Source organism: Viridibacillus sp. FSL H8-0110, from assembly GCF_038003565.1.
Classification (GTDB): domain Bacteria; phylum Bacillota; class Bacilli; order Bacillales_A; family Planococcaceae; genus Viridibacillus; species Viridibacillus arenosi.
In genome coordinates, this window is record NZ_JBBOPJ010000001.1 from 1,712,483 (window position 1) to 1,735,137 (window position 22,655).

The 22,655-nt window shown below is 33.3% G+C and carries 23 protein-coding genes; 18 read left to right on the plus strand and 5 right to left on the minus strand.

What is annotated here, in order from left to right:
* Positions 1-58: 58 nt before the first annotated feature.
* The 3 genes from MHH98_RS08570 to MHH98_RS08580 all read left to right on the plus strand — a co-directional run bounded on the left by MHH98_RS08570 (position 59) and on the right by MHH98_RS08580 (position 2,852).
* Positions 59-595: a peroxiredoxin family protein gene (locus tag MHH98_RS08570; RefSeq protein WP_076065901.1), complete on the plus strand. Its 537-nt coding sequence runs from the start codon at positions 59-61 to the stop codon at positions 593-595.
* An 88-nt stretch (positions 596-683) separates the two neighbouring features.
* The gene (locus tag MHH98_RS08575; RefSeq protein ID WP_076034607.1) at positions 684-1,262 is read left to right on the plus strand and encodes a GNAT family N-acetyltransferase; all 579 of its coding nucleotides are present in this window, start codon (positions 684-686) and stop codon (positions 1,260-1,262) included.
* A gap of 303 nt (positions 1,263-1,565) precedes the next feature.
* On the plus strand, positions 1,566-2,852 hold the full coding sequence (locus MHH98_RS08580; protein ID WP_340712559.1) for a histidine--tRNA ligase: 1,287 nt from the start codon (positions 1,566-1,568) through the stop codon (positions 2,850-2,852).
* 122 nt (positions 2,853-2,974) lie between these two features.
* On the opposite strand, the gene MHH98_RS08585 is transcribed toward MHH98_RS08580, so the two are convergent.
* Positions 2,975-3,184, minus strand: coding sequence for a DUF6366 family protein (locus MHH98_RS08585; protein WP_340712561.1), 210 nt, complete (start codon positions 3,182-3,184; stop codon positions 2,975-2,977).
* Positions 3,185-3,426: 242 nt separating this feature from the next.
* Here MHH98_RS08585 and MHH98_RS08590 point away from each other — a divergent pair, with 242 nt between their 5' ends.
* From MHH98_RS08590 to MHH98_RS08620, 7 genes are all read left to right on the plus strand, one after another.
* The gene (locus MHH98_RS08590; RefSeq protein ID WP_038185282.1) at positions 3,427-3,828 is read left to right on the plus strand and encodes an Rrf2 family transcriptional regulator; all 402 of its coding nucleotides are present in this window, start codon (positions 3,427-3,429) and stop codon (positions 3,826-3,828) included.
* Between the two features lie 84 nt (positions 3,829-3,912).
* A complete protein-coding gene (locus tag MHH98_RS08595; protein ID WP_340712563.1) occupies positions 3,913-4,818 on the plus strand; it encodes an NAD(P)/FAD-dependent oxidoreductase in 906 nt (301 codons plus the stop codon).
* 156 nt (positions 4,819-4,974) lie between these two features.
* The gene (locus tag MHH98_RS08600; RefSeq protein WP_038185277.1) at positions 4,975-6,441 is read left to right on the plus strand and encodes an amidase family protein; all 1,467 of its coding nucleotides are present in this window, start codon (positions 4,975-4,977) and stop codon (positions 6,439-6,441) included.
* 49 nt (positions 6,442-6,490) lie between these two features.
* The gene (locus tag MHH98_RS08605; protein WP_038185275.1) at positions 6,491-6,967 is read left to right on the plus strand and encodes a DinB family protein; all 477 of its coding nucleotides are present in this window, start codon (positions 6,491-6,493) and stop codon (positions 6,965-6,967) included.
* Between the two features lie 47 nt (positions 6,968-7,014).
* Positions 7,015-7,890, plus strand: a complete 876-nt coding sequence (locus MHH98_RS08610) for a hypothetical protein (RefSeq protein ID WP_038185274.1) — start codon at positions 7,015-7,017, stop codon at positions 7,888-7,890.
* Between the two features lie 65 nt (positions 7,891-7,955).
* Complete coding sequence (locus MHH98_RS08615; protein WP_038185270.1) at positions 7,956-8,420, plus strand: hypothetical protein; 465 nt, start codon at positions 7,956-7,958, stop codon at positions 8,418-8,420.
* A gap of 126 nt (positions 8,421-8,546) precedes the next feature.
* Entirely contained in the window at positions 8,547-9,296 is a 750-nt protein-coding gene (locus MHH98_RS08620) for a phosphotransferase family protein (protein WP_076034602.1), read from the plus strand.
* 228 nt (positions 9,297-9,524) lie between these two features.
* Here MHH98_RS08620 and MHH98_RS08625 read toward each other — a convergent pair whose 3' ends face one another.
* Positions 9,525-10,949 (minus strand): VanZ family protein, encoded by a 1,425-nt coding sequence (locus MHH98_RS08625; protein WP_340712565.1) that lies wholly within the window; start codon positions 10,947-10,949, stop codon positions 9,525-9,527.
* 648 nt (positions 10,950-11,597) lie between these two features.
* Between MHH98_RS08625 and MHH98_RS08630 the strand changes: the two genes are divergently transcribed.
* On the plus strand, positions 11,598-12,755 hold the full coding sequence (locus tag MHH98_RS08630; protein ID WP_340712567.1) for a WD40 repeat domain-containing protein: 1,158 nt from the start codon (positions 11,598-11,600) through the stop codon (positions 12,753-12,755).
* 195 nt (positions 12,756-12,950) lie between these two features.
* Here MHH98_RS08630 and MHH98_RS08635 read toward each other — a convergent pair whose 3' ends face one another.
* Positions 12,951-13,307: a hypothetical protein gene (locus MHH98_RS08635; protein ID WP_038185250.1), complete on the minus strand. Its 357-nt coding sequence runs from the start codon at positions 13,305-13,307 to the stop codon at positions 12,951-12,953.
* A gap of 405 nt (positions 13,308-13,712) precedes the next feature.
* On the opposite strand from MHH98_RS08635, the gene MHH98_RS08640 reads away from it, so the two are divergent.
* From MHH98_RS08640 to ccsB, 7 genes are all read left to right on the plus strand, one after another.
* Positions 13,713-14,354, plus strand: coding sequence for an NIF family HAD-type phosphatase (locus tag MHH98_RS08640; RefSeq protein ID WP_340712569.1), 642 nt, complete (start codon positions 13,713-13,715; stop codon positions 14,352-14,354).
* Positions 14,355-14,716: 362 nt separating this feature from the next.
* Complete coding sequence (locus MHH98_RS08645) at positions 14,717-15,151, plus strand: hypothetical protein (RefSeq protein WP_038185244.1); 435 nt, start codon at positions 14,717-14,719, stop codon at positions 15,149-15,151.
* A 260-nt stretch (positions 15,152-15,411) separates the two neighbouring features.
* On the plus strand, positions 15,412-16,074 hold the full coding sequence (locus MHH98_RS08650; protein WP_038185241.1) for a Dph6-related ATP pyrophosphatase: 663 nt from the start codon (positions 15,412-15,414) through the stop codon (positions 16,072-16,074).
* Between the two features lie 197 nt (positions 16,075-16,271).
* Positions 16,272-17,246 carry a helix-turn-helix transcriptional regulator gene (locus MHH98_RS08655; protein ID WP_076065910.1) on the plus strand — a complete coding sequence of 325 codons (975 nt, stop codon included), beginning with the start codon at positions 16,272-16,274 and terminating at the stop codon, positions 17,244-17,246.
* A 70-nt stretch (positions 17,247-17,316) separates the two neighbouring features.
* Positions 17,317-17,775 carry an SRPBCC domain-containing protein gene (locus MHH98_RS08660; RefSeq protein ID WP_038185235.1) on the plus strand — a complete coding sequence of 153 codons (459 nt, stop codon included), beginning with the start codon at positions 17,317-17,319 and terminating at the stop codon, positions 17,773-17,775.
* Positions 17,776-18,061: 286 nt separating this feature from the next.
* Positions 18,062-18,373: a hypothetical protein gene (locus tag MHH98_RS08665; RefSeq protein WP_038185233.1), complete on the plus strand. Its 312-nt coding sequence runs from the start codon at positions 18,062-18,064 to the stop codon at positions 18,371-18,373.
* Positions 18,374-18,728: 355 nt separating this feature from the next.
* Positions 18,729-19,928 (plus strand): c-type cytochrome biogenesis protein CcsB, encoded by a 1,200-nt coding sequence (gene ccsB, locus MHH98_RS08670; RefSeq protein ID WP_340712570.1) that lies wholly within the window; start codon positions 18,729-18,731, stop codon positions 19,926-19,928.
* A gap of 467 nt (positions 19,929-20,395) precedes the next feature.
* Here ccsB and MHH98_RS08675 read toward each other — a convergent pair whose 3' ends face one another.
* Together MHH98_RS08675 and nagE are read right to left on the minus strand one after the other, a co-directional pair.
* A complete protein-coding gene (locus MHH98_RS08675) occupies positions 20,396-20,836 on the minus strand; it encodes a cell wall hydrolase (RefSeq protein ID WP_038185229.1) in 441 nt (146 codons plus the stop codon).
* A 305-nt stretch (positions 20,837-21,141) separates the two neighbouring features.
* Positions 21,142-22,587, minus strand: a complete 1,446-nt coding sequence (gene nagE, locus MHH98_RS08680; RefSeq protein WP_038185227.1) for an N-acetylglucosamine-specific PTS transporter subunit IIBC — start codon at positions 22,585-22,587, stop codon at positions 21,142-21,144.
* Between the last annotated feature and the right edge of the window lie 68 nt (positions 22,588-22,655).

Consider the following 22,655-nt stretch of genomic DNA (forward strand, 5'->3'; position numbering starts at 1 on the left):
AGTATTGGCATTCCTATTAGAATCTGATTTGAGAAATGATGTTTTGGAGGAGATATTAATGAATTTTAGAGCTTTGGCAAAGATTATTTCAGTTTTTATAGTTATCTTTATGATTATATTAATGATTAAAACAAATTTTGTAGATAAAGATGAATCTGCTGAATCAGGACTTAAAATAAACGATGTTGCACCTGATTTTCAATTGAAAAATTTAGCTGGGGAACAAGTAAAATTATCAGATTATAGAGGACAAAAAGTACTTCTCAATTTTTGGGCTTCATGGTGTCCACCCTGTAAAGAAGAAATTCCGTATATGCAAAAGTACTATGAAGAGTATGGAGAAAAATCTGATATGGTAATTCTTGCAGTAAATATGACTAAAGTAGAAAAAGGCGGTAAAGAAAAAATAGAGGAATTTGTTGAGAAATATGAAATGACATTTCCAGTTCTAGTAGATGATAATGATGGTAAAGTTATGAAATTATATGATGTACGATCTTTTCCAACAACATATATAATAAATAGTGAGGGTGTAATTACTCAAAAAGTTAGAATGTCTTTAGACGATAAGAAAATCAAAGAAATTATTAATTAGAGTAATTAAATCTGTTAAAATAAACAGATTTTCTATAGATGTTATTTACAATCGATATTAGATTGTATTTGAATTGGAGGCATTTATAATGCAAATAGAAAACAGCACTTTTCCAATACTAGAAACTGATAGATTAATATTAAGAAAAGTTACAGAAGTTGATGCAAGTAGTGTTTTAAAATATATGTCTGATAATGAAGTAGTAAAGCATATTGGATTAGAACCTTTTAACACAGTGGTGGATGCAATGGATGAGATCACTTGGTATCAAACAATATTTGAACAGGGAACAGGAATTAGATGGGGAATTACTTTGAAAGAAAATAATGAAGTAATTGGTAGCTGTGGTTTTCTTAACAGGGTCCCTAAGCATTTTCGTACAGAAATCGGTACTGAATTAAGCAAAGAATACTGGGGACAAGGTATTGCTAGCGAGGCTTTTGAAGCTGTAATTAAATACGGGTTTGAAAACTTTAAACTTCAAAGGATTGAAGCGTTAATCGAACCTGAAAATATTGCATCACAAAAATTAGTTGAAAAGCAAGGCTTTATAAAAGAAGGATTACTAAGAAATTATGAGTTTACTTGTGGTAAATTTGACGACTTATATATGTATTCACTGTTAAAGCAAGATTTTGATTTAAATGAATCACAAAGTAACGAATAAAAATCAAGCATATTGATTTCATTTTATTCAATTCACCAAAAGTCTCAATTTAATTTGCGCAACAAAAATCATTGAAATATTCTAATTATTATGTTAAGTTAATTATCAAATATGAGGTGAATTATATGTTACGAACAAAAATTTTAAGTAACACTTCACAATTCCATCATCACATGTAGTCTTGCTATCCGATTTTATAAAATCGCGCATAGGAAGACTATTTATATTGAACTGCATCGATAAAGGAAATCACTTTTATCAGGTGCAGTTTTTTTATTTTCAAAAAATTAGGGGGAATATCAAATGAGAAAAATGGATTATCAAAATGTTAAAGGTACACAAGATTATTTACCTGAAGCTGAAGTGATTAGAAGGAAAATTAGAAGAACGCTTGAAGACACATTTATACAATACGGTTGTATACCACTTGAAACGCCAATATTGAATTATACGGAGCTGATGGCTTCAAAGTACGGTGGTGGTGCAGAAATATTAGAGGAAATGTACACATTAACTGATCGGGGAGAGAGAGATTTAGCACTTCGTTATGATTTAACGATACCTTTTGCAAAAGTTGTGGCGATGAATCCCGCCATTAGAATGCCTTTTAAGCGATATGAAATTGGTAAAGTTTTTAGAGATGGGCCAATAAAGACAGGACGATTCCGTGAATTTACACAATGTGATGTAGATATCGTAGGAGTAGAATCTCAAATTGCAGAAGCAGAGCTGATGGAAATGGCACTTTCCGCCTTTACCAAGTTAGATTTGAAAATCGCCATTCAATATAACAACCGAAAATTATTATCCGGAATGTTAGAAATGTTTGAAGTACCTACTGATCAAATGAGTGCAGTAATATTAGTGTTGGATAAATTAGAGAAAGTGGGTGTTTCAACGGTAAAGAAGGAACTAAGCGAATTAGGTTTACCACAAACAATAGTAGATTCCATCGAGCGGTTTTTAACTGATGAGAAGAATAAGACGATCGATTATTTTGAGTCATATACTAAATTGAATAACAATATTGAGCAAGGAGTAAATGAATTAAAAGCATTAGAATCATTCTTAGCATATTTAAATATTTCGGAGCAATGTATTTTCAACCCATTTTTAGCAAGAGGTTTGGAAATATATACAGGTACGATTTATGAACTCTTTTTAGTCGACCAGACAATTAAATCGAGCATTGGTAGTGGTGGGAGATACGATAATGCGATTGCAGGCTTACTTGGTACGAATCAGTCTTTTTCAACTGTCGGTATATCTTTTGGATTAGATGTCATTTATACGGCTATTTCCTTGAAAGATTCAGCTGTAATAGAGGCTTCATTACTCGATTATTACATCATACCAATGAATACATTAATGGAATCCTTATTAGTTGCAACACGATTAAGACAGAAGGGATACAAGGTAGAATTAGATATGAGTAACAAGAAAATTGGCAAAGCGTTAGACCGTGCGAATAGTGAAGGCATACGAAATGTAATAATAATTGGTGAGAATGAAGTAGAGCTTAATCAACTAACGGTGAAAAATATGGAGACAGGTGAAACGAGAGTAGAGCCATTTCAATTTTCAAGCTAAGAAGACTTTCTTCAAAAGGTTCCGTTTTACTAGATTGTTGCTTTTCACCAGATTAATAAGCATATTTGATTTTAAGTCGAATATGCTTAATTTTTCGTAAGGCTAACGCTCTAAAATAGTCCTTAGAATAAAAGGTTGTATAGAATGTAACCAAAAAATAATACTAAAATTAATATCCCTGTACCTTTCCAACCCATACCCCCTGTTAAATCAGTAATATTCCCACTACTTCCTCTATTTAATGCATCGTGTATAGAACCAGAGGGATTATTTTTCAATTCACTTTGTCTTAAGCGTTCTCTTTTTTCTTCTGGTGTTTCTTTTAGACTCATATTCCCCTCACATTTCTGCCCATTTCTTAACAGTGGCTATTTTTATAAATGCATTATAGATTAATATTCTACAAGTTTTCCGATAAGCCTTGTTATACAATCATTTCTTTTATTGTCATGGTAGCATTTTTTCTAAAGCGACAGGAGAATTGCTAGTAGCAAAAAGACATCTAACTTGACTAAAAAACAGAAAATAGATATGGTAGATAAATGATATCTATGATTAGGAGTGAATTATTAAGGTGAAATATTCAAAAGCAACGAATTACGCTCTTCATACCATGTTATATTTAGTCAATGTTACTCCTGAAAAGCATGTAGGTGTTCAGCAACTTGCAACACATCAAGATGTTTCAACTACGTATTTGTCAAAAATACTGACTAAACTTGCTAAGGCGGGGATGGTTGAATCAGTTTCTGGTGCCAATGGTGGATATAAATTAAAACCTAATTGGGAAGACATATCTTTTTTAGATATTATTCAAGCTATTGAAGGTCCTACATCCTTATTTGACTATTGTTTACATCATGATCCAAATTGCTTGATTCAAAAAGTTATTGTTTCAGCAGAAGAAAAGATGCTAGATGAATTAAGAAATCAAAAAATTGTAGACATAGCTAAACAAATGACAGAGGCTCATTAAGCCCTGTTTTTTTACACTAATCATAGCTATTAAAGAGTATTAATATCTGTAATTAAAAATACCAAAAAGAACAGGGTGAAGAAAATGACTATTTTTGATTGTATTATTATTGGAGCAGGTCCTGCAGGATTAAGTGCCAGTTTAACATTAGGAAGAGCTAGAAGGAACATAGCAATATTTGATAACGGTACAAATAGAAACAGAGTGACACAGGAGTCACATGGATTCATCACTCGAGATGGGATCAAGCCACAAGAGTTTAAAGAAATAGGGTTAAATGAATTGAAAAATTATCCATCCGTATCTTATTTCCAAAAAACAGTTACTCAAATTATCAAAGATTCTAGTAATGACCGATTTATCGCAAAAACAGAAGATGGCCTGGAATTTGTTGCAGAAAAAGTGATTTTAGCAGCTGGGATTCAAGAAGTATTTTCATTCCAGAGTATACGCGAGTATTATGGGAAAAGCCTCTTTAGTTGTCCATACTGCGATGGATGGGAGTTACGGGATAAACCATTAGTTGTCATGGCAGATAATGAGGCACATATAATGCATTTGGCTAAACTAGTCTATAACTGGACGAAGGATTTAGTTGTCTTAACTAATGGAGTAGAACTATCTAAAGATGGGGCTAGTGAATTACAAAAGCGCAATATTAAGTTAAAAACGGAGCGAATTAAAAAATTAATAGGCGATGATGGTATTCTTCAAGAAATTGAATTTGTATCAGGAGAAACGATATTTAGATCAGGTGGGTTTGTTGTACCGTCTTTTTATCGACCAAATCAATTTGTTGAGCAATTAGGATGTAAAGTACAAGGAAATGGAGTAGTAGAGACAGATGGTTCAGGTCGCACATCTCAAAAAAATGTGTATATTGCTGGTGAAACCGAAAAATCAGGACCCTCTTCTATAATGTTTGCTGCTGCAGATGGCAGTAAAGCCGCATTTTCTGTAAATATTGATCTTACTACGGAACGTTTTTAATTAAATTTACAGTAAAAATATTAAACCTCAATCTTTCAAAGAAAGAATAAGTTAATCTTATTTTCTTCTTTTTAAGATTGGGGTTTTATTATTAGGTCGTTATTAACAAATATAGTAAAATTAAATTAAGTTTGAAAAAAATGGAGGAGTGTATAGGTGAGTATTAGGTTCAAAGATTTCTACCGAGATGAATTAACAATAGTCGATATACAAGATGCAATGGTAAATGGGGAAGTAACTTCAAAAGAGTTAACGATGTACTATCTTGATCGAATAGCAAAATATGATCAAGGTGGACCCAAGATTAATTCGATGCTGGAAATAAATCCTGAAGCGATTTTCATAGCAGAAGCATTAGATCATGAAAGAACGATCAATGGGGCGAGAGGACCTTTGCACGGAATTCCAGTTGTCTTAAAAGACAATATTGAAACGAATGATTATATGCATACGAGTGCAGGGACACTAGCACTCGAAAATTACTGTAGTTCATCAGATGCTTTTCTAGTAGATAAATTGCGACAAGCTGGAGCTGTTATTTTAGGCAAGGCGAATATGACAGAACTAGCAAATGCAATGTCGACGACAATGTGGGCTGGCTATAGTGCTAGAGGAGGGCAAGTATTGAATCCTTACGGTGACCCCAATCTATTTGTAGGTGGTTCAAGCTCAGGATCGGCAGTAGCTGTAGCAGCAAACTTTTCGGTTTTAGCAGTAGGTACAGAAACAGATGCATCTATTCTTAGTCCAGCAACCCTGAATTCAGTCGTAGGTATTAAACCAACTGTTGGTCTAATCAGTCGAAAAGGAATTATTCCCTTTACCTATTCGCAGGATACAGCAGGCCCCTTTGCAAGAACTGTAGGAGATGCAGCGATTTTGCTTGGAGCAATGGTCGGTGTCGACGAGCAAGATCCAGCTACACATAAATTGAAAGAAAGAGAAATCGAGGATTATACGAGTTATTTACATATCGATGGACTAAAAGATGCTAGAATAGGAGTCTTTACACATGGTTCTGACGAGTTTTATAACTCAGATGAATATGACGGTGAGTTATTTGAAAATGCAGTTCAAACATTACATGATCAAGGTGCAACAGTAGTGAAAGATATTGAAATTCCAGCGTTTCATAGAGAACGTAATGGTGCCGTTCTTTTATATGAACTAAAGCACAGCCTCGACAACTATTTATCGAAACTTCCACCACAACAACCTGTACATTCCTTTAGTGAACTAATTCAGTTCAATAAAGACCATGCAGATCGAGCGTTAAAAAATGGGCAAGACAGATTAGAACTGCGTGAACATCTACCAAATACGTTAAGTAATCCAGAATATTTAACTGCGCGCTTAGAGGATATCTATTTTTCTGAACAACAAGGAATTGGCTTTGCATTAAAAAAATACAATTTAGATGCTATTCTATTTCCATCATATTTAGGCTCTACTGTTTCAGCAAAAGCAGGTTATCCAACAATCGCAGTACCAGCGGGTTATATGGAATCAGGAAGACCATTCGGCATCACTTTTGCAAGCACATCATTTAACGAAGGAACATTAATCAAACTGGCCTATGCTTTTGAACAAGCTACTAAACATAGAAAAGTACCGAATATTTAGTTGGGTATCAAAAATAAAATCATTTAGTTTATAGATGGGAGAGATTTCAATGCAATTATTATTTCATTATAACTGGTTAATAAGAGATGAATGGTACAGCTGGTGTGAAGACTTAACAGAAGAAGAACTTTTAAAGAATCGAACTGGAGGGGTAGGCAGTATATTACAAACACTCTTTCATATAGTTGATGTGGAGTGGAGCTGGATACGTCTAATACAAGGTAAAGAGGATTTTCAAGAGAATTTTGATGATTATAAGAGTATAAGCAAGGTTCGAGAATTAGACGCTAGATTTCATAAGGAAGTAGAGGAGTTTGTAAACAACTGGGATGAAAACATGGAAAGTAATAAATTTTACGATTTACAATCAGATGGCAGTCATTTAACAGACACTTGGGGTGAAGTGATGCGACATATCATTGCTCATGAAATTCATCACATCGGCCAATTGTCCGTTTGGGCTAGGGAAATTGGGAAGAAGCCCATATCAGCAAACTTTATCGGTAGAGGGCTCGGCACTCATTAAAATCATTACTCCGATACTTATTATGAAAATAAAGGAGTCTGCCACTTATGGATAAGGAAAGCGCTAAACTAGAAAAAGTATCGCACAATAGTGATAGCAGAACGACTAGAATGGAGACTAAACCTGAGTTTACAAATAATAAGGATAAATTAGATTTTAAGACAGATGCAGATGGTTGTTTTAAAGGGTCGTATATCTTAAATCATCAAACTCAAACAGGTGATAAAATCGTTTTCTATATATTAGTGGAAAATATAGACTCCCCAGTCAGCTTCATTGTAAATGGGGAAGAGAGTGAATATCACATAATACATGTTCCGAAATTAGGAGAAGTTACATTCGATTTTGAACTTTCCAATTTACCAATAGGTAAGCATATTATTCACTTAATTAATGAGCCATGTTTCGAATATGTTGAGCAAGTGCAAGAATGTAACCCAAGTATTAAGTATATTTACACTCGAATTTATTTTTCTCTTGAAGTAACAAATGGAAAGATGCCATTAGAGCATAAAAAATATGAAATCATGCATGAACAGAGAGAATCAGATTTCAAAAACAGAATATCTTTAAAACTATTTGAAGATAAGAAACTTTCTATAGTGGCTGAACAAATTAAAGATGGCAGTTATTATCTGGCAATTAACAACGATAAAGATTATGAGATAAAAGGTCAATTGTGTTTAATGTCAGACTACCGTTTAGAGAGCACACAGAAATTAATAGTGCCTGAAAAGACGAAAGTTATAGTTCCTGTAAAGTTTCATAGAGAAACATTAAAAAAGAGTATCCGCTTTATATTTCTTATGACTCCAACAAAAATAGAGGCAGAAGCAGGCGTTCCTATTAGAGGCGTTTTTATGAGTGAGCGCTTATTACTACAAGATGAAGTGTTGAAAAAACAGAGCCATAATAATTACTGATTGTTACATGAATCTATTGCATAAAATGTATCTCAATCCTCTAAAAAGGAAGAAGGAGATACAAAATGAAAGGTAATAGATGTTTAATATTTACTATATTCTTATTCTTTGCCCTACTTAGTACTTCAACTGTTCATGCACAAATCTTGACTTACCCATTTGTAGTATGGGATGGAAAAGTATATGAAGTGTCCGAAGTAGTTTTGCTAGATGAAAAAATCGGCAATGTCATAGGGAAAGTAAATACAAAACCAAATGACTCATCAGGAGACTATTATGGTAATGCATCAAATACGTTTGCAATTGGCACAAAATATTATGAGATAAGCGGAGTTTCAATGGCAGATGCTATTGCAGTAGAAAATGAAAGAGGGCAATTCATACAAGCTGATTATGTACAAAAAGCAACAGAGCAACCAATGAGTGTGTTGCAAAAAGGAATAGTAAATGCATCAATCTTCGCTATACTTATTATTATCCTTGGTGTTAGGTATGGGCTGAAGAGATCTAAAACAAGGGAAATAAATTAGCCTATAAAAAATTCATTTCAGTTTAGATATGAAAAATAAAGCGCATAGTGGGATTTTTCGGTTTTATCATATGCGGCATCTTTTACTTACACTTTTTTTTTAGATAATATTTAAGGAGTGAAAAAAATGGATTTAGGACATCCGACAGCATCAGGAAACACAGCAAAAATCTATCTTTACAAAAACAAAATCGTTAAAGTATTTAATGAATATTTGCCGGATACGGAATCATCATATGAAGCAAATAAGCAAAAACATGCCTTTTTGCATGGACTTTCTGTTCCTAAAGTTTTGGATGTCACTAAAATAGATGGGAAACAAGCTATAATAATGGAGTATATTAAGGGAAGGACATTAGGAGAGCTTTTATCTGAAAATATGGATCAAGCAGAATATTACATGAATATTTCCATTGATATACAACAAAAAATCCATACGATTATTACGAATTCACTAGAACCAATGTCTGAAAAACTAAGGCGCCAAATTGAAGCAGCACACAAGTTGGATAAAAGACATAAGGCAGATTTAATACGAAAATTGGATTCGATGACATTTGAGAATAGGTTATGTCATGGAGATTATCATCTATATAATTTAATCATGTCCGATAATAAAGTTACAATTATAGATTGGGTTGATGCCAGTTCAGGTGATATACGTGCCGACATATATCGGACTTTTCTTTTGTATTCACAATTTTCAGCGGAATTAGCTGATATGTATTTGCGACTTTATTGTGAGAAAAGTGGATTATCAAAAGAAAGTATTTTTCAATGGGCTCCAATCATTGCAGGAGCAAGGTTATCTGAAAATGTATCATCGGAAAAAACTGAACGTCTTTTGGAGATAATAAATCATTACTGTCCTAGATAGCAATAATTTGAGTAGGGAATTGTGTAAAGGATAGTGATATGTTAGAAGATCAAAAGCAAGCAATTACGATATGCAAACAGCTACTTTACATAGAATAATGCCAATAAAATCAAAACTAATAATGCACAAAAGAAACTGGACCCTTTCTAACATCAAAGCCCAGGTTCTCTATTAATTTTGAGTCTGGGCTTTCATCATATTTGGAACGTGAGCTACCGAATGGTACGACTACTTTCTTGCTTGAATCAAGGTGAACCAACTTTTTCCATTAAATGTTCCGGAAACTCTGTATACTGGCTGATAGAAATCTTTCGTGTCATACATATACGTAAGCTCAATTAATTCTAAATCAAGTTGGTCACCTTTTTTTATAATAAGTTCTTCTTCCTGTACCAGTGCATTATATTTTATTTGGGGGAATTCTCCATTCTTAATTCGCTCATACACTTCTGCAAATGACAAGATGTTCACTTCCCGTATAAATTGGTTTTTATGAAGATTATACGATAATGAATAAACACTGCCATCGGGTTTAAGCCCAAGACTTAAATCACCATACCAATAATCTTTGTTTAAATCAGTACGATCTGGAAGTTCCCATTCAAAATCTCCATTCTCTAATACAGTAAATTCTGCATCTTGGGGTAGTATAGAAAGTTCGTCCATCATTGCCAATGCCTTGTCAACCATTGGCTCTTGCTCTGCTAATGAAGTTTGCTCTGGTGTATAAAGATCCTCTGAAAATGACCAACTTCCCTCTGAACTTATAAATAACGTAGATGGGACCCCTGCTTTATCTTCCAATAGAATCTCACGATCACCACCATTATCCTGTGCACTCAACTCTGATAATCCTAATTTCCCTTGTAACAGGGCTTCAACTCCAACATTATTAATCATTTTCTTATATACTGGGGCAACTGCGGGTAATGAGCTTAATTCTAATGAAGTTGATAAATCAACCCCTGACATATTCGATTTTGTATACGCGTTTATTGCTAGATGACCAAACTCCTTTTGGGCGTAGATAATATTCATCCCAAGAAAAATCAAACCCATCAAGAGAGGTATAGCAAGATTTCTGACCAGACTTTTTATTTTTACTTTTTTGTGATGAGCAATGGAAGCCCCTAGCATGTATAACTGGTATCCAATAATCCCACCAAGTGAATTGTTAATTAAATCATCAAGCTCAAAAATCCCTGCTCCTGAAAGTGTTTGATACGTTTCAATAGACAGTGTGGTACTTACAACTACAAAAAGAAGCCACTTAAACTCTTTAGTTTTAACGATAATTAAAGGCAAAAAAATTCCTAATGGAACAAACATTAATATATTAAAAATACAATTTTGTAGATCACGCAAAGAGTATTTCTTCCACGCATCAATGTAACCACTGAACGGATTAAGGTTCATCTGCAAGTAGTGTGAAGTGCCACGGCCAATAATAGTTAACTCACACACAAAAACAATATATCCGATGAAAAGTGCGCCAAGAATAAGTTTCTTTATTTGAATTTTTTTTATGTCTGTTTGTTGTTTTCTATAATAAAAGAAGTAATATAGTGCGATAAGTAAGAACTCAACTACAATAATAATGATTACTGGCAACATTAAATACCGAATATTATTAATAATTTCTGTAACTCCCAAGATAAGACGCTCCTAACTAAATTATTCTGATGATTCTCAAACACTACACTTAATGAGAGACCAACCAATGTTTTTATATTCATTTCACTTTTATTGTAACTGGAAATTATTAATAATTAATGAGAAATTTTATGAAGATTTCTTAAGAATTTGAATTAGTTAAACAAGAATCATTGGTTAAAATATAAACATTTTAAAATTACTGATGCTGTTTTCCTTCTATTACTCTTTCTTTTTTCCACTCCTTATTTATTATACTTATATACATTTTTGATATAGAGAGTATATCAATAATTTTTTCCATATCTACCGAGAAAGAAGAAAATAAAAAAATATCTAAAATTTTAAAAAACCATGAGTCCCTTATCTTAAGAAGGCGTAAAAAGACCACTCCATGATGGGTGGACTTGAAGTTCAATCCTGTATTTTATATTTATTCAATGTAGCTCCTAGAATTGTAGCTGCTTTTTATTATAGTAAAAAGAAAAACACCTTCAGCTGCATGATAGGCTGGGAGTGTTTTTTCTTTTCTGAAAATTTCTGTGCATTAGTTATATATAAGTCTAAAGTTTCTGATTATTAAAACCCTAAATATGTTATAATTATTAACTAAAATTTTTACACTAAAAAAATAAAGGAGAGGTGTAAATGAAAAAAATTATCCGTTACTTGGTTTTGGTTGTATTGTTATTCTCTTTGGTAACTCCAGTTGCTGATGCAGCAAGTAAGATTACGCTTTCTGCAAAACTTAGTAAAAGTACGCTTAAGTACAACGGTTCTGCAAAAGTTAACTATAGTGTTAAGAAAAATGGGAAGATCGTAAAGAAACCGAAAGTGTCTTTTAGTTCCTCTAATAAGAAAATTGTGACTGTTTCTAGTAAAGGTGTAGTGAAATCTAAGAACGTCGGTAAAGCATATGTGTACGTAAAAGCATATGGTAAAAAAGTTAAATTGCCTGTCACTGTTTCTAGGAAAGTATGGAGCGTTGATGGGAAATATAAAGGAAGAAAAGTAGATACATCCTTTGACAATAAATACGTTTCAGCTGGCTCATCTTTATATGATTTAAAAAACGGTAATCTAGTAAAATCTTTTGCTAAGAATAATAGTAAGAAGAATTCTATTTTCTTTTGGAAAGACGGTTTAGTTCATTATGACGGTAGTATTTTTGATTACTTCAATTGCAAATTTACTTCATATAATAAATTCAAATTGTTTAACCCTAACAATGATTACTTCTTCGATGTGAAAAATGGGGTATCGTATGCTAGTCAGAATAAGAGTAAAGGGAAAGTTGTAAATTCAGACTTAGATGTGGTGGAAATAGATGATGTTGAAACAGGAAGAAACGCAGCAGCACTTTCTGTAGATGGTTCAATTTTAGCTACAGCCTATGATGATACGCGTGTTGTATTACATGATACAAAAACAGGAAATGTTATAAAAGAATTTAAAATCGATAATAAAGAAGTAAGAGGTATTACGTTTACAAAAGACAATAATAAATTATTATTAAGCGTTACAAACGTTGACGAAGAAGATTTTATGGTTTACGTGTATGATACAGATTCAAATGTAGTTCTAAAAAAATTCGGAGGACCATATGGCGTTATTGGTGAGGTTAAAATCAGTCCAGATGGAAAAAGAATTGCTCTTCTAGACATGCGAGGAGTTAAAATGTATGACAGTTCTTATAAATTATTATACGAACTTAAAATGATTGATAAAACTAGTATGAACTTCACTAAGGACAGCAAATATCTAATCGTTGCTGGCGGAGATGTTACAAAGTATTACGTTAAATAGTGATTACTATTAATCATAAGCCTAGAGAGAAAGTTTAGATTTATGTATTTATTCAAGGACAGTAGAATAGACGTATTTTCCCAACTTAATAGCTGACTCCAGTGTTTTACTGGGGTCTTTTTTAATTGTACTTCTTTTATTAAGTAACCAAAGCCTAATTTCCCGGTGTATTATGCAAGAAATTAGGCTTTTTTATTATATTTTCAAAGTTTCTTCCTGGTTTTTAATTTCTTTAATGAAATAATCATAAAAAGCATTTTCCATTAGTAGCCCCTTATTATATAGATCTACCATACAGTTTTCCAAATCTCGAGATTCAACGTCTCCATTTTGAGAGTGTACCGCACTACTAAGTGACCTTGCTAGTCTTTTCGCAGATTCCGCCATACCAGATTGATCAATAGGTTTAATAGCGTCTTCAGGAATGTCAAAAAGTAACATATCCCCATCTTCAAAAGGCTTAATGGAGTAAGTATTCTTTCTAACACTGTAGTCCCAAATAATAGCTTTTTGTCCTTCATGTATTACTCGTTGATTTAACTCAAACTTCATTCTTAAACCACCTCCATACATATATAATAACCTTTTAAACCAATATATTACAAATTAGATAACTGATAGTATGTGAGTATTATCGTAGAATTAGGGATATTGTCTAGGGAATAGATTAATTAATACATACTAATAGTGTAGGTTTTTATGTTCATTAATTGTATTATTTTCCCAAATATTATGATGAGTAAATTCTATATTTAATAAAATATATTTAATAGAAGGAGATTTCTTTCGATGAGCAAAGTTAAACATGTAAGGATTCAAATGAATTGAGGAGCTACTTTAAGGTACAAAAGAGAAAGAATGCTAAAATATATGAACAACAACGTGATGAATTCTTGTACTATTGAAGATGACAGTAGAATTGTGAATTTGTAATTAAGAATGAGAGGTGGCTTATTAATGAAACAAGCAATTATTTTTGATATGGATGGTACATTGTTTCAAACAAATTTGATCTTAGAACCTGCTTTGGCAGCAACATTTGATATCTTAAGAGCCAATGGATCATGGAATGAGGATACGCCAATCAATAAGTACCGGGAGATAATGGGAGTGCCTTTACCGGTTGTCTGGGAAACGTTATGCCCACAACATTCACCAGAGATGCGTGAAAGGAATAATGAGATTTTTCATGAAAAGACGATTAATCTGATTAAAGATAAACAAGGTGCCTTATATCCTCATGCAGAACTTGTCCTTGAAACACTTAGTTTGAAGTATGATTTATACATAGCGAGTAATGGACAAGCTTCTTATTTACAAGCGATTGTTGATACTTACGAGCTACATAGATTTTTCAAGAAAGTATACAGCATTCAGACCATACCTTCTGGACATAAATCGGATTTGGTAAAGAAGATTTTACTGGAAAATAGAATTGAAAATGGGGTAGTTGTAGGGGATCGTTTATCAGATATTCTTGCTGCAAAAGATAATGAGTTAACTTCTATAGGTGTCAATTTCGATTTCGCACAGGCTACAGAACTAGAAAAAGCAGATAAAGTCATTAATGATTTAAAGGAATTAATTACGATATTATAAACTGTACCCCTTAGGGTTGACGATTTACAGTCTATCATAAGGGGTGTTTTTTTATTTATTAAGGAACCTGAATTAATAAGTAATAAACACTAGCGTTTTTATTAGATTAAGATATAGCCATTATGAAAAAACGAGAGTAGAGACATATCTATTCAAAATTTACGATTTTTGAATACAATAATTCAGCTTCACCAGTTTTTAGACAACTAATTCATTATTGGTAATATAAATCACAAAATCTTGTATTAATTTATATAGCATATTAATAAAAAATAATATAAAATATAAAGTGTAATAATACACTATTCATAGAGTTATTTCTCTTTTTGAATCTTGTTTGTTAATTTAGTTAGGAGAATATGATGAGATTTAAAAACTTAGTATTACTTAATGTAGTACCTGTATTATGCATTCATTCATTAGTGGTGTTGCTTAAAAATATAGGAAATACAAGAGAGTTGTCGACATTACAGGCAGAAATTATATTATTTACGCCGATAGTTTTATTGGCAATCAACTATAAAATAGAATCTGAAAAAAGAGGGGGATCATTTTTAAATAACTTTCTTTTCATTATTATAAGCTGTGGGGTTGGACTGGCTATTTACTTTTTGGACCTTGGATTTACATTTCGAGATTGGGGTCCATACTATCCAAAAGACTTTATACTAGAGGGGATAGGTGCACTTTTATATATGAGCAGTATAGTTCAGTGTCTAGTTGGTGGTTTTGTATGTTCAACTATATTGTTTATTAAAAATATGAGAGCCAAAAGAAAAGAGTTAATAAAAGGGTAATAAAGAACTTAGATTGGGTGAATATCCTAACTGATGGTACTAGAGATATTATACGAAGGATCTAATAATACATATTTGCTGTCAATGTAGTAAAATATGGAGATATAAAACTTGTAAATTCGTATAATGAGTACCGTTTAAGATAGCTATTTGTGATGGAGTTCTAAGTTTTAATTTCAGCAAAAGGATTAATTATGTACCTGTGTTAGAATCTATTAATAATTGATTCTAACACAGGCAATAAAAGGAGTGATTCTACTATGAAAAACGTACATTTCGTTGCTTCCTGGAGTGGTGGGAAAGATTCAGCGCTGGCATATTATCGAGCACTGCAATTAGGGATGGTTCCGAAGAAAATTTTAACGATGTTTGAGGATGATGGGGAGATTTCTAAGTCACATGCAGTTCCTTTAGAAGTTGTACAAGCACAAGTAGATAAATTAGGGATACCCCTGTTAACTAAACCTGCAAGTTGGAGCTCATATGAGGAACAATTTATAGATGCGATGGATGCATGTCGAGCTGAAGGGATTACACACGGCGTGTTCGGAGATATTGATCTGGAAGGTCATTTAGATTGGGTCCAAACAACATGTACGAAATCGGATATTATAGCAGTCCATCCACTATGGAAAATGTCGCGGCGATCAGTGGTAGAGGAACTGTTAGAAGCTGATTTTGAGTCGTGGATTATTGTAGTGAATACAACTATGATGCCTGCTTCTTATGTTGGGAAAAGATTGACAAAAGAATTAGTGGAGGAACTAGAAGCAGCAGGCATCGATGCGTGTGGCGAGAACGGTGAATTTCACACTATTGTAGTTGATGGACCTATTTTCTCTGAGCGCGTTCCAATCTCCATTTCTGCTCCTATAGAAAAAGGAAATTATGTTTTCTCTCCAGTTTCGTTAGACGAAAAATGAAAAAGGAACCGTAAGTAAGGAGTGCAGTCCCTTTAACTCCGATTCTTCAACATAACCTTTGATCCTGTGGATTTAAAATAAAGTCACGATGTTTATAAAAAAGATGCGATGTTTTGAAGAAAGTCGCAATGTTTGAAAAAAGTTATGATGCTTTACCCCTTTTGAATATAGTTACTTGGAGAAAGGAATTCCTATGTATGTCTAAAATGGTTAATATGCTTTCTATATTATGGCTCCTCAAAACGAGGAAACAATTGACTGCTAAGGAGCTAGCAGAGGAATTAGAAATCAGTATCCGTACGGTGTACCGCTATATTGATGCTCTTTGTGCAAGTGGAGTACCAATCATTTCAGATGCAGGACATAATGGTGGGTACAGTTTACTGAATGAGTTTACAAAGGCACCTTTGTTTTTTAACCTGGATGAGCAGAAAGCGCTTGTTCATGCTGCAAAATTTGCAATAGATGCAGGGTATCCCTTTAGTGAAGCGTTAGATGAAGCAATTTCTAAATTGAAAATGTATACAAACGCGGAGCAATTGAATCATATCAATCGTCATTTAAGAGGGTTTGAAGTCATCCATCCTACAGTCGAACCGTCTTTGAAATCTATTCTACAAGATTTAGAAATTGCTGTTGCCGAAAATTATAAGTTATTTATTATTTATCATAAAGATAGGGAAATCGAACCGCAATCACGCCATATTGATCCTTATGGTCTTGTTTATTGGAAAGGTAAGTGGTACACAGTTGCATATTGCCATCTGCGTAAAGAAATTCGGAGTTTTAGAATCGATCGTATTCAATCATTATCCAAAACAGATAAAAAATTTGACAGACCCTCGGGATTTTCAGCACGTTCTTTCTTCCTAAAAGACCTTTTACCTGATTCAAACCAACTTGAAAAACTCATTTCTGTCCGTATCAAAGGCAAGACACATGCGCTTGATGATTTATGTCAGCATTGGTTATTTAGTCATGCTTTAATAGAACGAAAAAACGACCAAGCTCTTTTTAAGGTTGATAAAGAGTCTATTCATACCTTTGTACCTTACTTTCTTCTTCCCTATGGTAAATCTATTACCATTTTGGAACCAACTTTATTACAAGAAAAATTGGCAACTATCAGCTTTGAGTTATTCAATCATTATAAAAAAACTTCACTTCACTGACCGTACTTGGCAGTGAAGTTTTTTTATAATGTACATGTACAGAACAAAATTTTTAGGAGGCATATAAATCATGAAGGATTTGAAGTATCAATTTTATATTGCAGGTACACCAGAGGAAGTTTGGAAGGCATTAATCTCTCCTGAGGGTACAAAACAAATTTATTATGGGTCCGTCATAAGATCTACATTTCAAGTGGGCGATCTCTTGGAGTATGTAGGTCCTGGAGTAGATGGAGATGAAACGGTACATGTATACGGTAACGTATTGGAGTATGAACCGAATCAGTTAATTCGATTTACTCACTATACTGGAAAGTCTTATATGAAAGATGATCATGCATTTGAATCGAGAATTTCTTATCTTCTAGAGCCTATTGGCTCATGCACGAAATTGACACTCATTCATGACCAGTGGGAAGAAGATGATCCCTATTTTGAGAACAGCGACAATGCCTGGTGGATGATTTTAAATAATACAAAGACTTTAGTAGAAACAGGAAGTACTCTAGATTTTGGTGAAGGTTCATAGGTCCGTCACAAATGATTTAACAAAAAGGGAGTAGTGGAGCACAACTCCTTAACTAATTTGTATTTTAAGATTTATGTTGTTTAGTCTATCTCACTGATTGTGGAGTAAACAACTTAAATGTGTAAAAAACTTAACCATGACCTAGAATTTTTCTATATAACTGATCTCTTTGAGAGAACATATATATTTGTTCAATCAACGGGCACGATTTTGGAAGATCAAAGGTAGAAAATGATTAAACTTTTTTATAAAACCATAACTTAAAACTACTAGAGAATAATCCATTTTGATTAATCTTTTTTCAAAATGGACTATTCTTATTTACCGAAAAATACAGGTTTATTGTGTTTTTAATCAAACTTTATTTCTAAGCTGCAACTTTTATCCTAAAAGACTTAAAGAATCTACAATTAAATCAATTATTATGACCTCTTTGTCTAAAGGTACTCTTAAGGGTACTGCTAAAAATGGATATAAAACCTATACATATAAGTTAAATAAACATGGAAATAAAAATATGAAGGTTGTTGTTAATAAAGATGGTGTAATTGTAACTGCTTATCCAACTTCAGGAACATCAGTAAAAGTTAAAAAATGATAGGAGCTTTAATGACATGAAGATAGCATTTAATGTAGAAGAATACGAAGATATGATAAATTCCCCTTTTTCTGCGGAAATGATGCAGAAATAATTGAAAATACTTGTGGGAAATTGGTGATTTTTTTCATAATGTGAAGTCAAATTTGATCTTATTTCAAATACTTCATCTAGTATAAATTGAATTATCGTATTTAATTAATGCGCAATGAATTGTTATATTCTGTCATGAAGTTGTCATTGTTTTTTCCGTTTATAGCATTAGTACCTCTAGTTAATAGGGTAATATTGTAATTAATAATATAAATCACCATATTTTAGGTACTCACTATTCAATATCAGCAGGAGGTATTCAATGACAACGGAATCTTTAATTGATTTAAGCAGTACAGCTATGTATATTTCTTTTCTATTATATTTAATCGCAATTGTGCCTTTAGGTTTAGCTGTTTCTTCAGAAAAAATGCTATTTTCTACTATCGGCATAACGATCACTTGGATAGGATTTATCCTTCAAATTATTTACATTGTGACTAGATGGAATGCAATTGGCCATGCGCCTGTTAGTAATATGTATGAATTTATGACATTCTTCGGCATTATGCTCGTGGCTGGTTTTTTAATCATGTATTATATTTATCACCAATCGGTTATTGGTCTTTTTGCATTACCGATTTCCTTATTAATCCTAGGTTATGCTAATGCATTTTCAAAGGAGGTAAAGCCACTAATTCCAGCACTTCAAAGTGAGTGGCTAACAATTCACGTTATTACCGTTGCTTTCTCAAGCGCTGTCTTATCAATTTCCTTTGTAACAAGTGTAATCTATTTATTAAAAGTGATTAATACAGAAGAAAAGAATAAAAGAACGTTCTTTTTAGAGTTAGTCTTGTATTTACTTGTAGTAGTCTGTGGATTTATAGGAGCATCGACAACTTTTACTATCACAGGCTATGAAAAGGAACTTCAATTTCTAAACCAAGATAAAAAACTAGAAATATATAAATACAAGTTACCAGCCATTACGGCACCAGTAAAATCTGTAGTAGTTGAAGTTAATTCAGATAATCAATATACAGAAACGAATCAAAAAAACGGTTATTTAGAAGTTTCAAGCTTTTTAAACGCGATGAAATTAAATACACTTATTTGGTCGTTTTTAGTAGGTACTGTACTTTATCTACTCATCCGGTTGATTACAAGGCGTAAAATTATTACATTGTTAAAACCACTAACAAATCGTGTTAATGCTACAACAATGGATGAAATCTCTTACCGATCAATTGTTATCGGTTTCCCATTGTTTACACTAGGCGGACTTATTTTTGCTATGATTTGGGCGCAATATGCATGGAGCCGATTCTGGGGCTGGGACCCGAAAGAAGTATGGGCTTTAATTACTTTCTTATTTTATGCAGCTTTCCTTCATTTACGTTTAAGTAAAGGATGGGAAGGAGAAAAAACAGCTTGGTTATCCATTATCGGTTTCGGAACAATCATTTTCAACCAAGTGTTTGTTAATCTCGTTATTGCGGGACTTCATTCGTATGCTTAAATAATTACTAAGAAACTTTATTGGATGAGTCTGTGCGCGACTTTGATATTATTGCTCCCCTTAGAGTAAAAGGGGGAATATCGAAAGTAAGAAAAAATTCAACGCAAATATCAAACGCCTGAACTAAAGCATCCCTTTAGTTTAGTACAATATTTCATAATCTTACTTCCTTGGATAATTACTATTGCTAAATGTTTGATATATAAAAAGGGAACACCTGTTAACCAGGAAGTTCCCTTTTTATTTCGTGAGATAAGAGTACACCATAACAACGTTTGAGAAAAGTAGACTACGGTTAGGGTTTGAAGCATTTTTAAACGGATAACTTTTACATTACCTACATGAGTTGCATTGAATGAATATTATTGGCCACCAAGCATTACCAACTACTAAAAATGTTGTATACGTATTATTAAAAAGGAGAGTTTTCAATTAAACTCCAGTATTAATAATAACTCCTAGATAATCTAACCGATATAAACACTTTCACATGTTCCAGCTGCTGGTTCATAAAAACAATGATTTTTAAATTGCCCTGTAAAAGGTTGACCGTACCATGTTGGAGGACAAGGAGCATATGGATTAAAATACCAAAGGGCGAATTTCGCTGGATGTTGTCTCCAATAATCCAAATTCTGTTTTGCTAATCTTTTTTCAGAAGATCTCGCTCTTTGATAAAATAAATTTCCTTTTTGAACAGCTTCAAAAGAAAAATTTCCACCTTGAACCTGATAAATGACATCTTCAATGGTTCTTACATCATTAAAGTCTAAACAATTTGATACAGCTCGATTAACAATTACATTGCCAACATATAACATCCCTTGGTTTCCTTCAGCCTCAGCTTCTGCGCGCATCATCCTTGCCATTAAAGCAACGTCTGCATCTCGGTATTTAATTCTTGGCATTTTTCCACCCCTATAATATAGTATGAAAAAAAACCTAAATTGATGTCATTTTTTATACCTTTATTCAACTATCATGCACCTTTAGATTAAGTACAATTCTTCACAAGTGCAACATTGATTTTAACATAAATACCCAATGGGGAAATCACCTTGAAGAATAACTAAAGAGATGATTTGTATCAAACTTTATTACAGAGCAACAAATTCTCTTCAAATTGTTGTATTAGCTGTGAAAGCAAATAGACTTTTGATATCTTATAGAAAAAAAGACTGAGCATCTTACAACTCAGTCTAGTAAATTACTATTATTTTCGTATTTTTTCAATTTCATCCGCAACAAACTGGACGTTTGTTCCTACGATTACTTGAATACTTTGCGGTCCTACTACATTAATACCAGGAACACCAGTAGCCTTAATTTTCTTTTGATCAACAGCATCCATGTTTTTCACTTCTACACGTAGGCGAGTTGCACAGTGGTCTACAGAAGTTACATTTAGGTCTCCGCCTAATCCATTATAGATTTTAGCGGCCATATCTGAGAATTTATTACCTGATGTAGTTTCTCCAGCATCATCTATTTCTACATCTTCATCGTCTTCTCTACCTGGTGTTTTTAAGTTGAATTTCACGATAAAGAAACGGAATAAGAAATAGTAAATGACTGCAAATACTAAACCCTGGACGATTAACATTAAAGGTTGGTTAGCAAGTGGCAATCTTGAACTTAAGAAGAAATCGACAAAACCGGCACTAAAACCAAAACCTGCTGTCCAGTGGAATGTTGCAGCGATAAATAAAGAAATACCTGTTAAAGCAGCGTGAACTACATAAAGAGCTGGAGCTAAGAACATAAATGCAAATTCAAGTGGTTCAGTAACCCCTGTGAAGAATGCAGCGAAACCTGCAGCTAACATTAAAGATGCAGCTTGTTTTTTTCTTTTTGTTTTAGCAGTATGATACATTGCTAGAGCAGCAGCTGGTAATCCAAACATCATGATTGGGAAGAAACCTGCTTGATACATTCCGGTAACACCTTTTGTGCCAGTTCCTTTCAAGAAGTTACCTATATCATTTATGCCAGCAACGTCAAACCAAAATACTGAGTTCAATGCATGGTGTAATCCAGTTGGGATCAATAGGCGGTTAAAGAATCCGTATAACCCTGCACCAGTAGCACCTAATTCACTAATAGCTTCACCAAAACTAACTAATGCAGAATATACAACTGGCCAGATAAAGAACAATGCTGCGGAAACGACTAGCATAGAAGCAGCTGTCATTATGGGAACTAATCGTTTTCCACTAAAGAACGCTAAGAAATCTGGTAATTGTACATGGCTAAAGCGATTGTACATGATAGAAGCAATTATGCCTGATATAATACCGATAAATTGGTTTTCAATTTTGCCAAATGCGGGATTTACATTGGCGACATCTGTACTTAGTAGCATAGAGACAGTTCCTGTAGAAAGTAATGTCGTTACTACTAAGAAAGCAACTAGCCCACTTAAAGCAGCAGAGCCATCTTTATTTTTGGACATCCCCAACGCTACCCCAACTGCAAATAGAAACGACATGTTATCTATAATTGAAGATCCAGCTTTGATTAAGAAAGCAGCTAATACATTTCCAGAACCCCAGCCATCAGGGTCAATCCAATAGCCGATACCCATCAAAATAGCCGCAGCAGGTAAAACAGCTACTGGTAACATTAAAGAACGACCTAGCCGTTGTAAATATTTCTTCATATAATAATTCACTCCAATACAGAATATTTAGATAATTTTCTTAAAAAAATAAAATAATTTCGAATTTT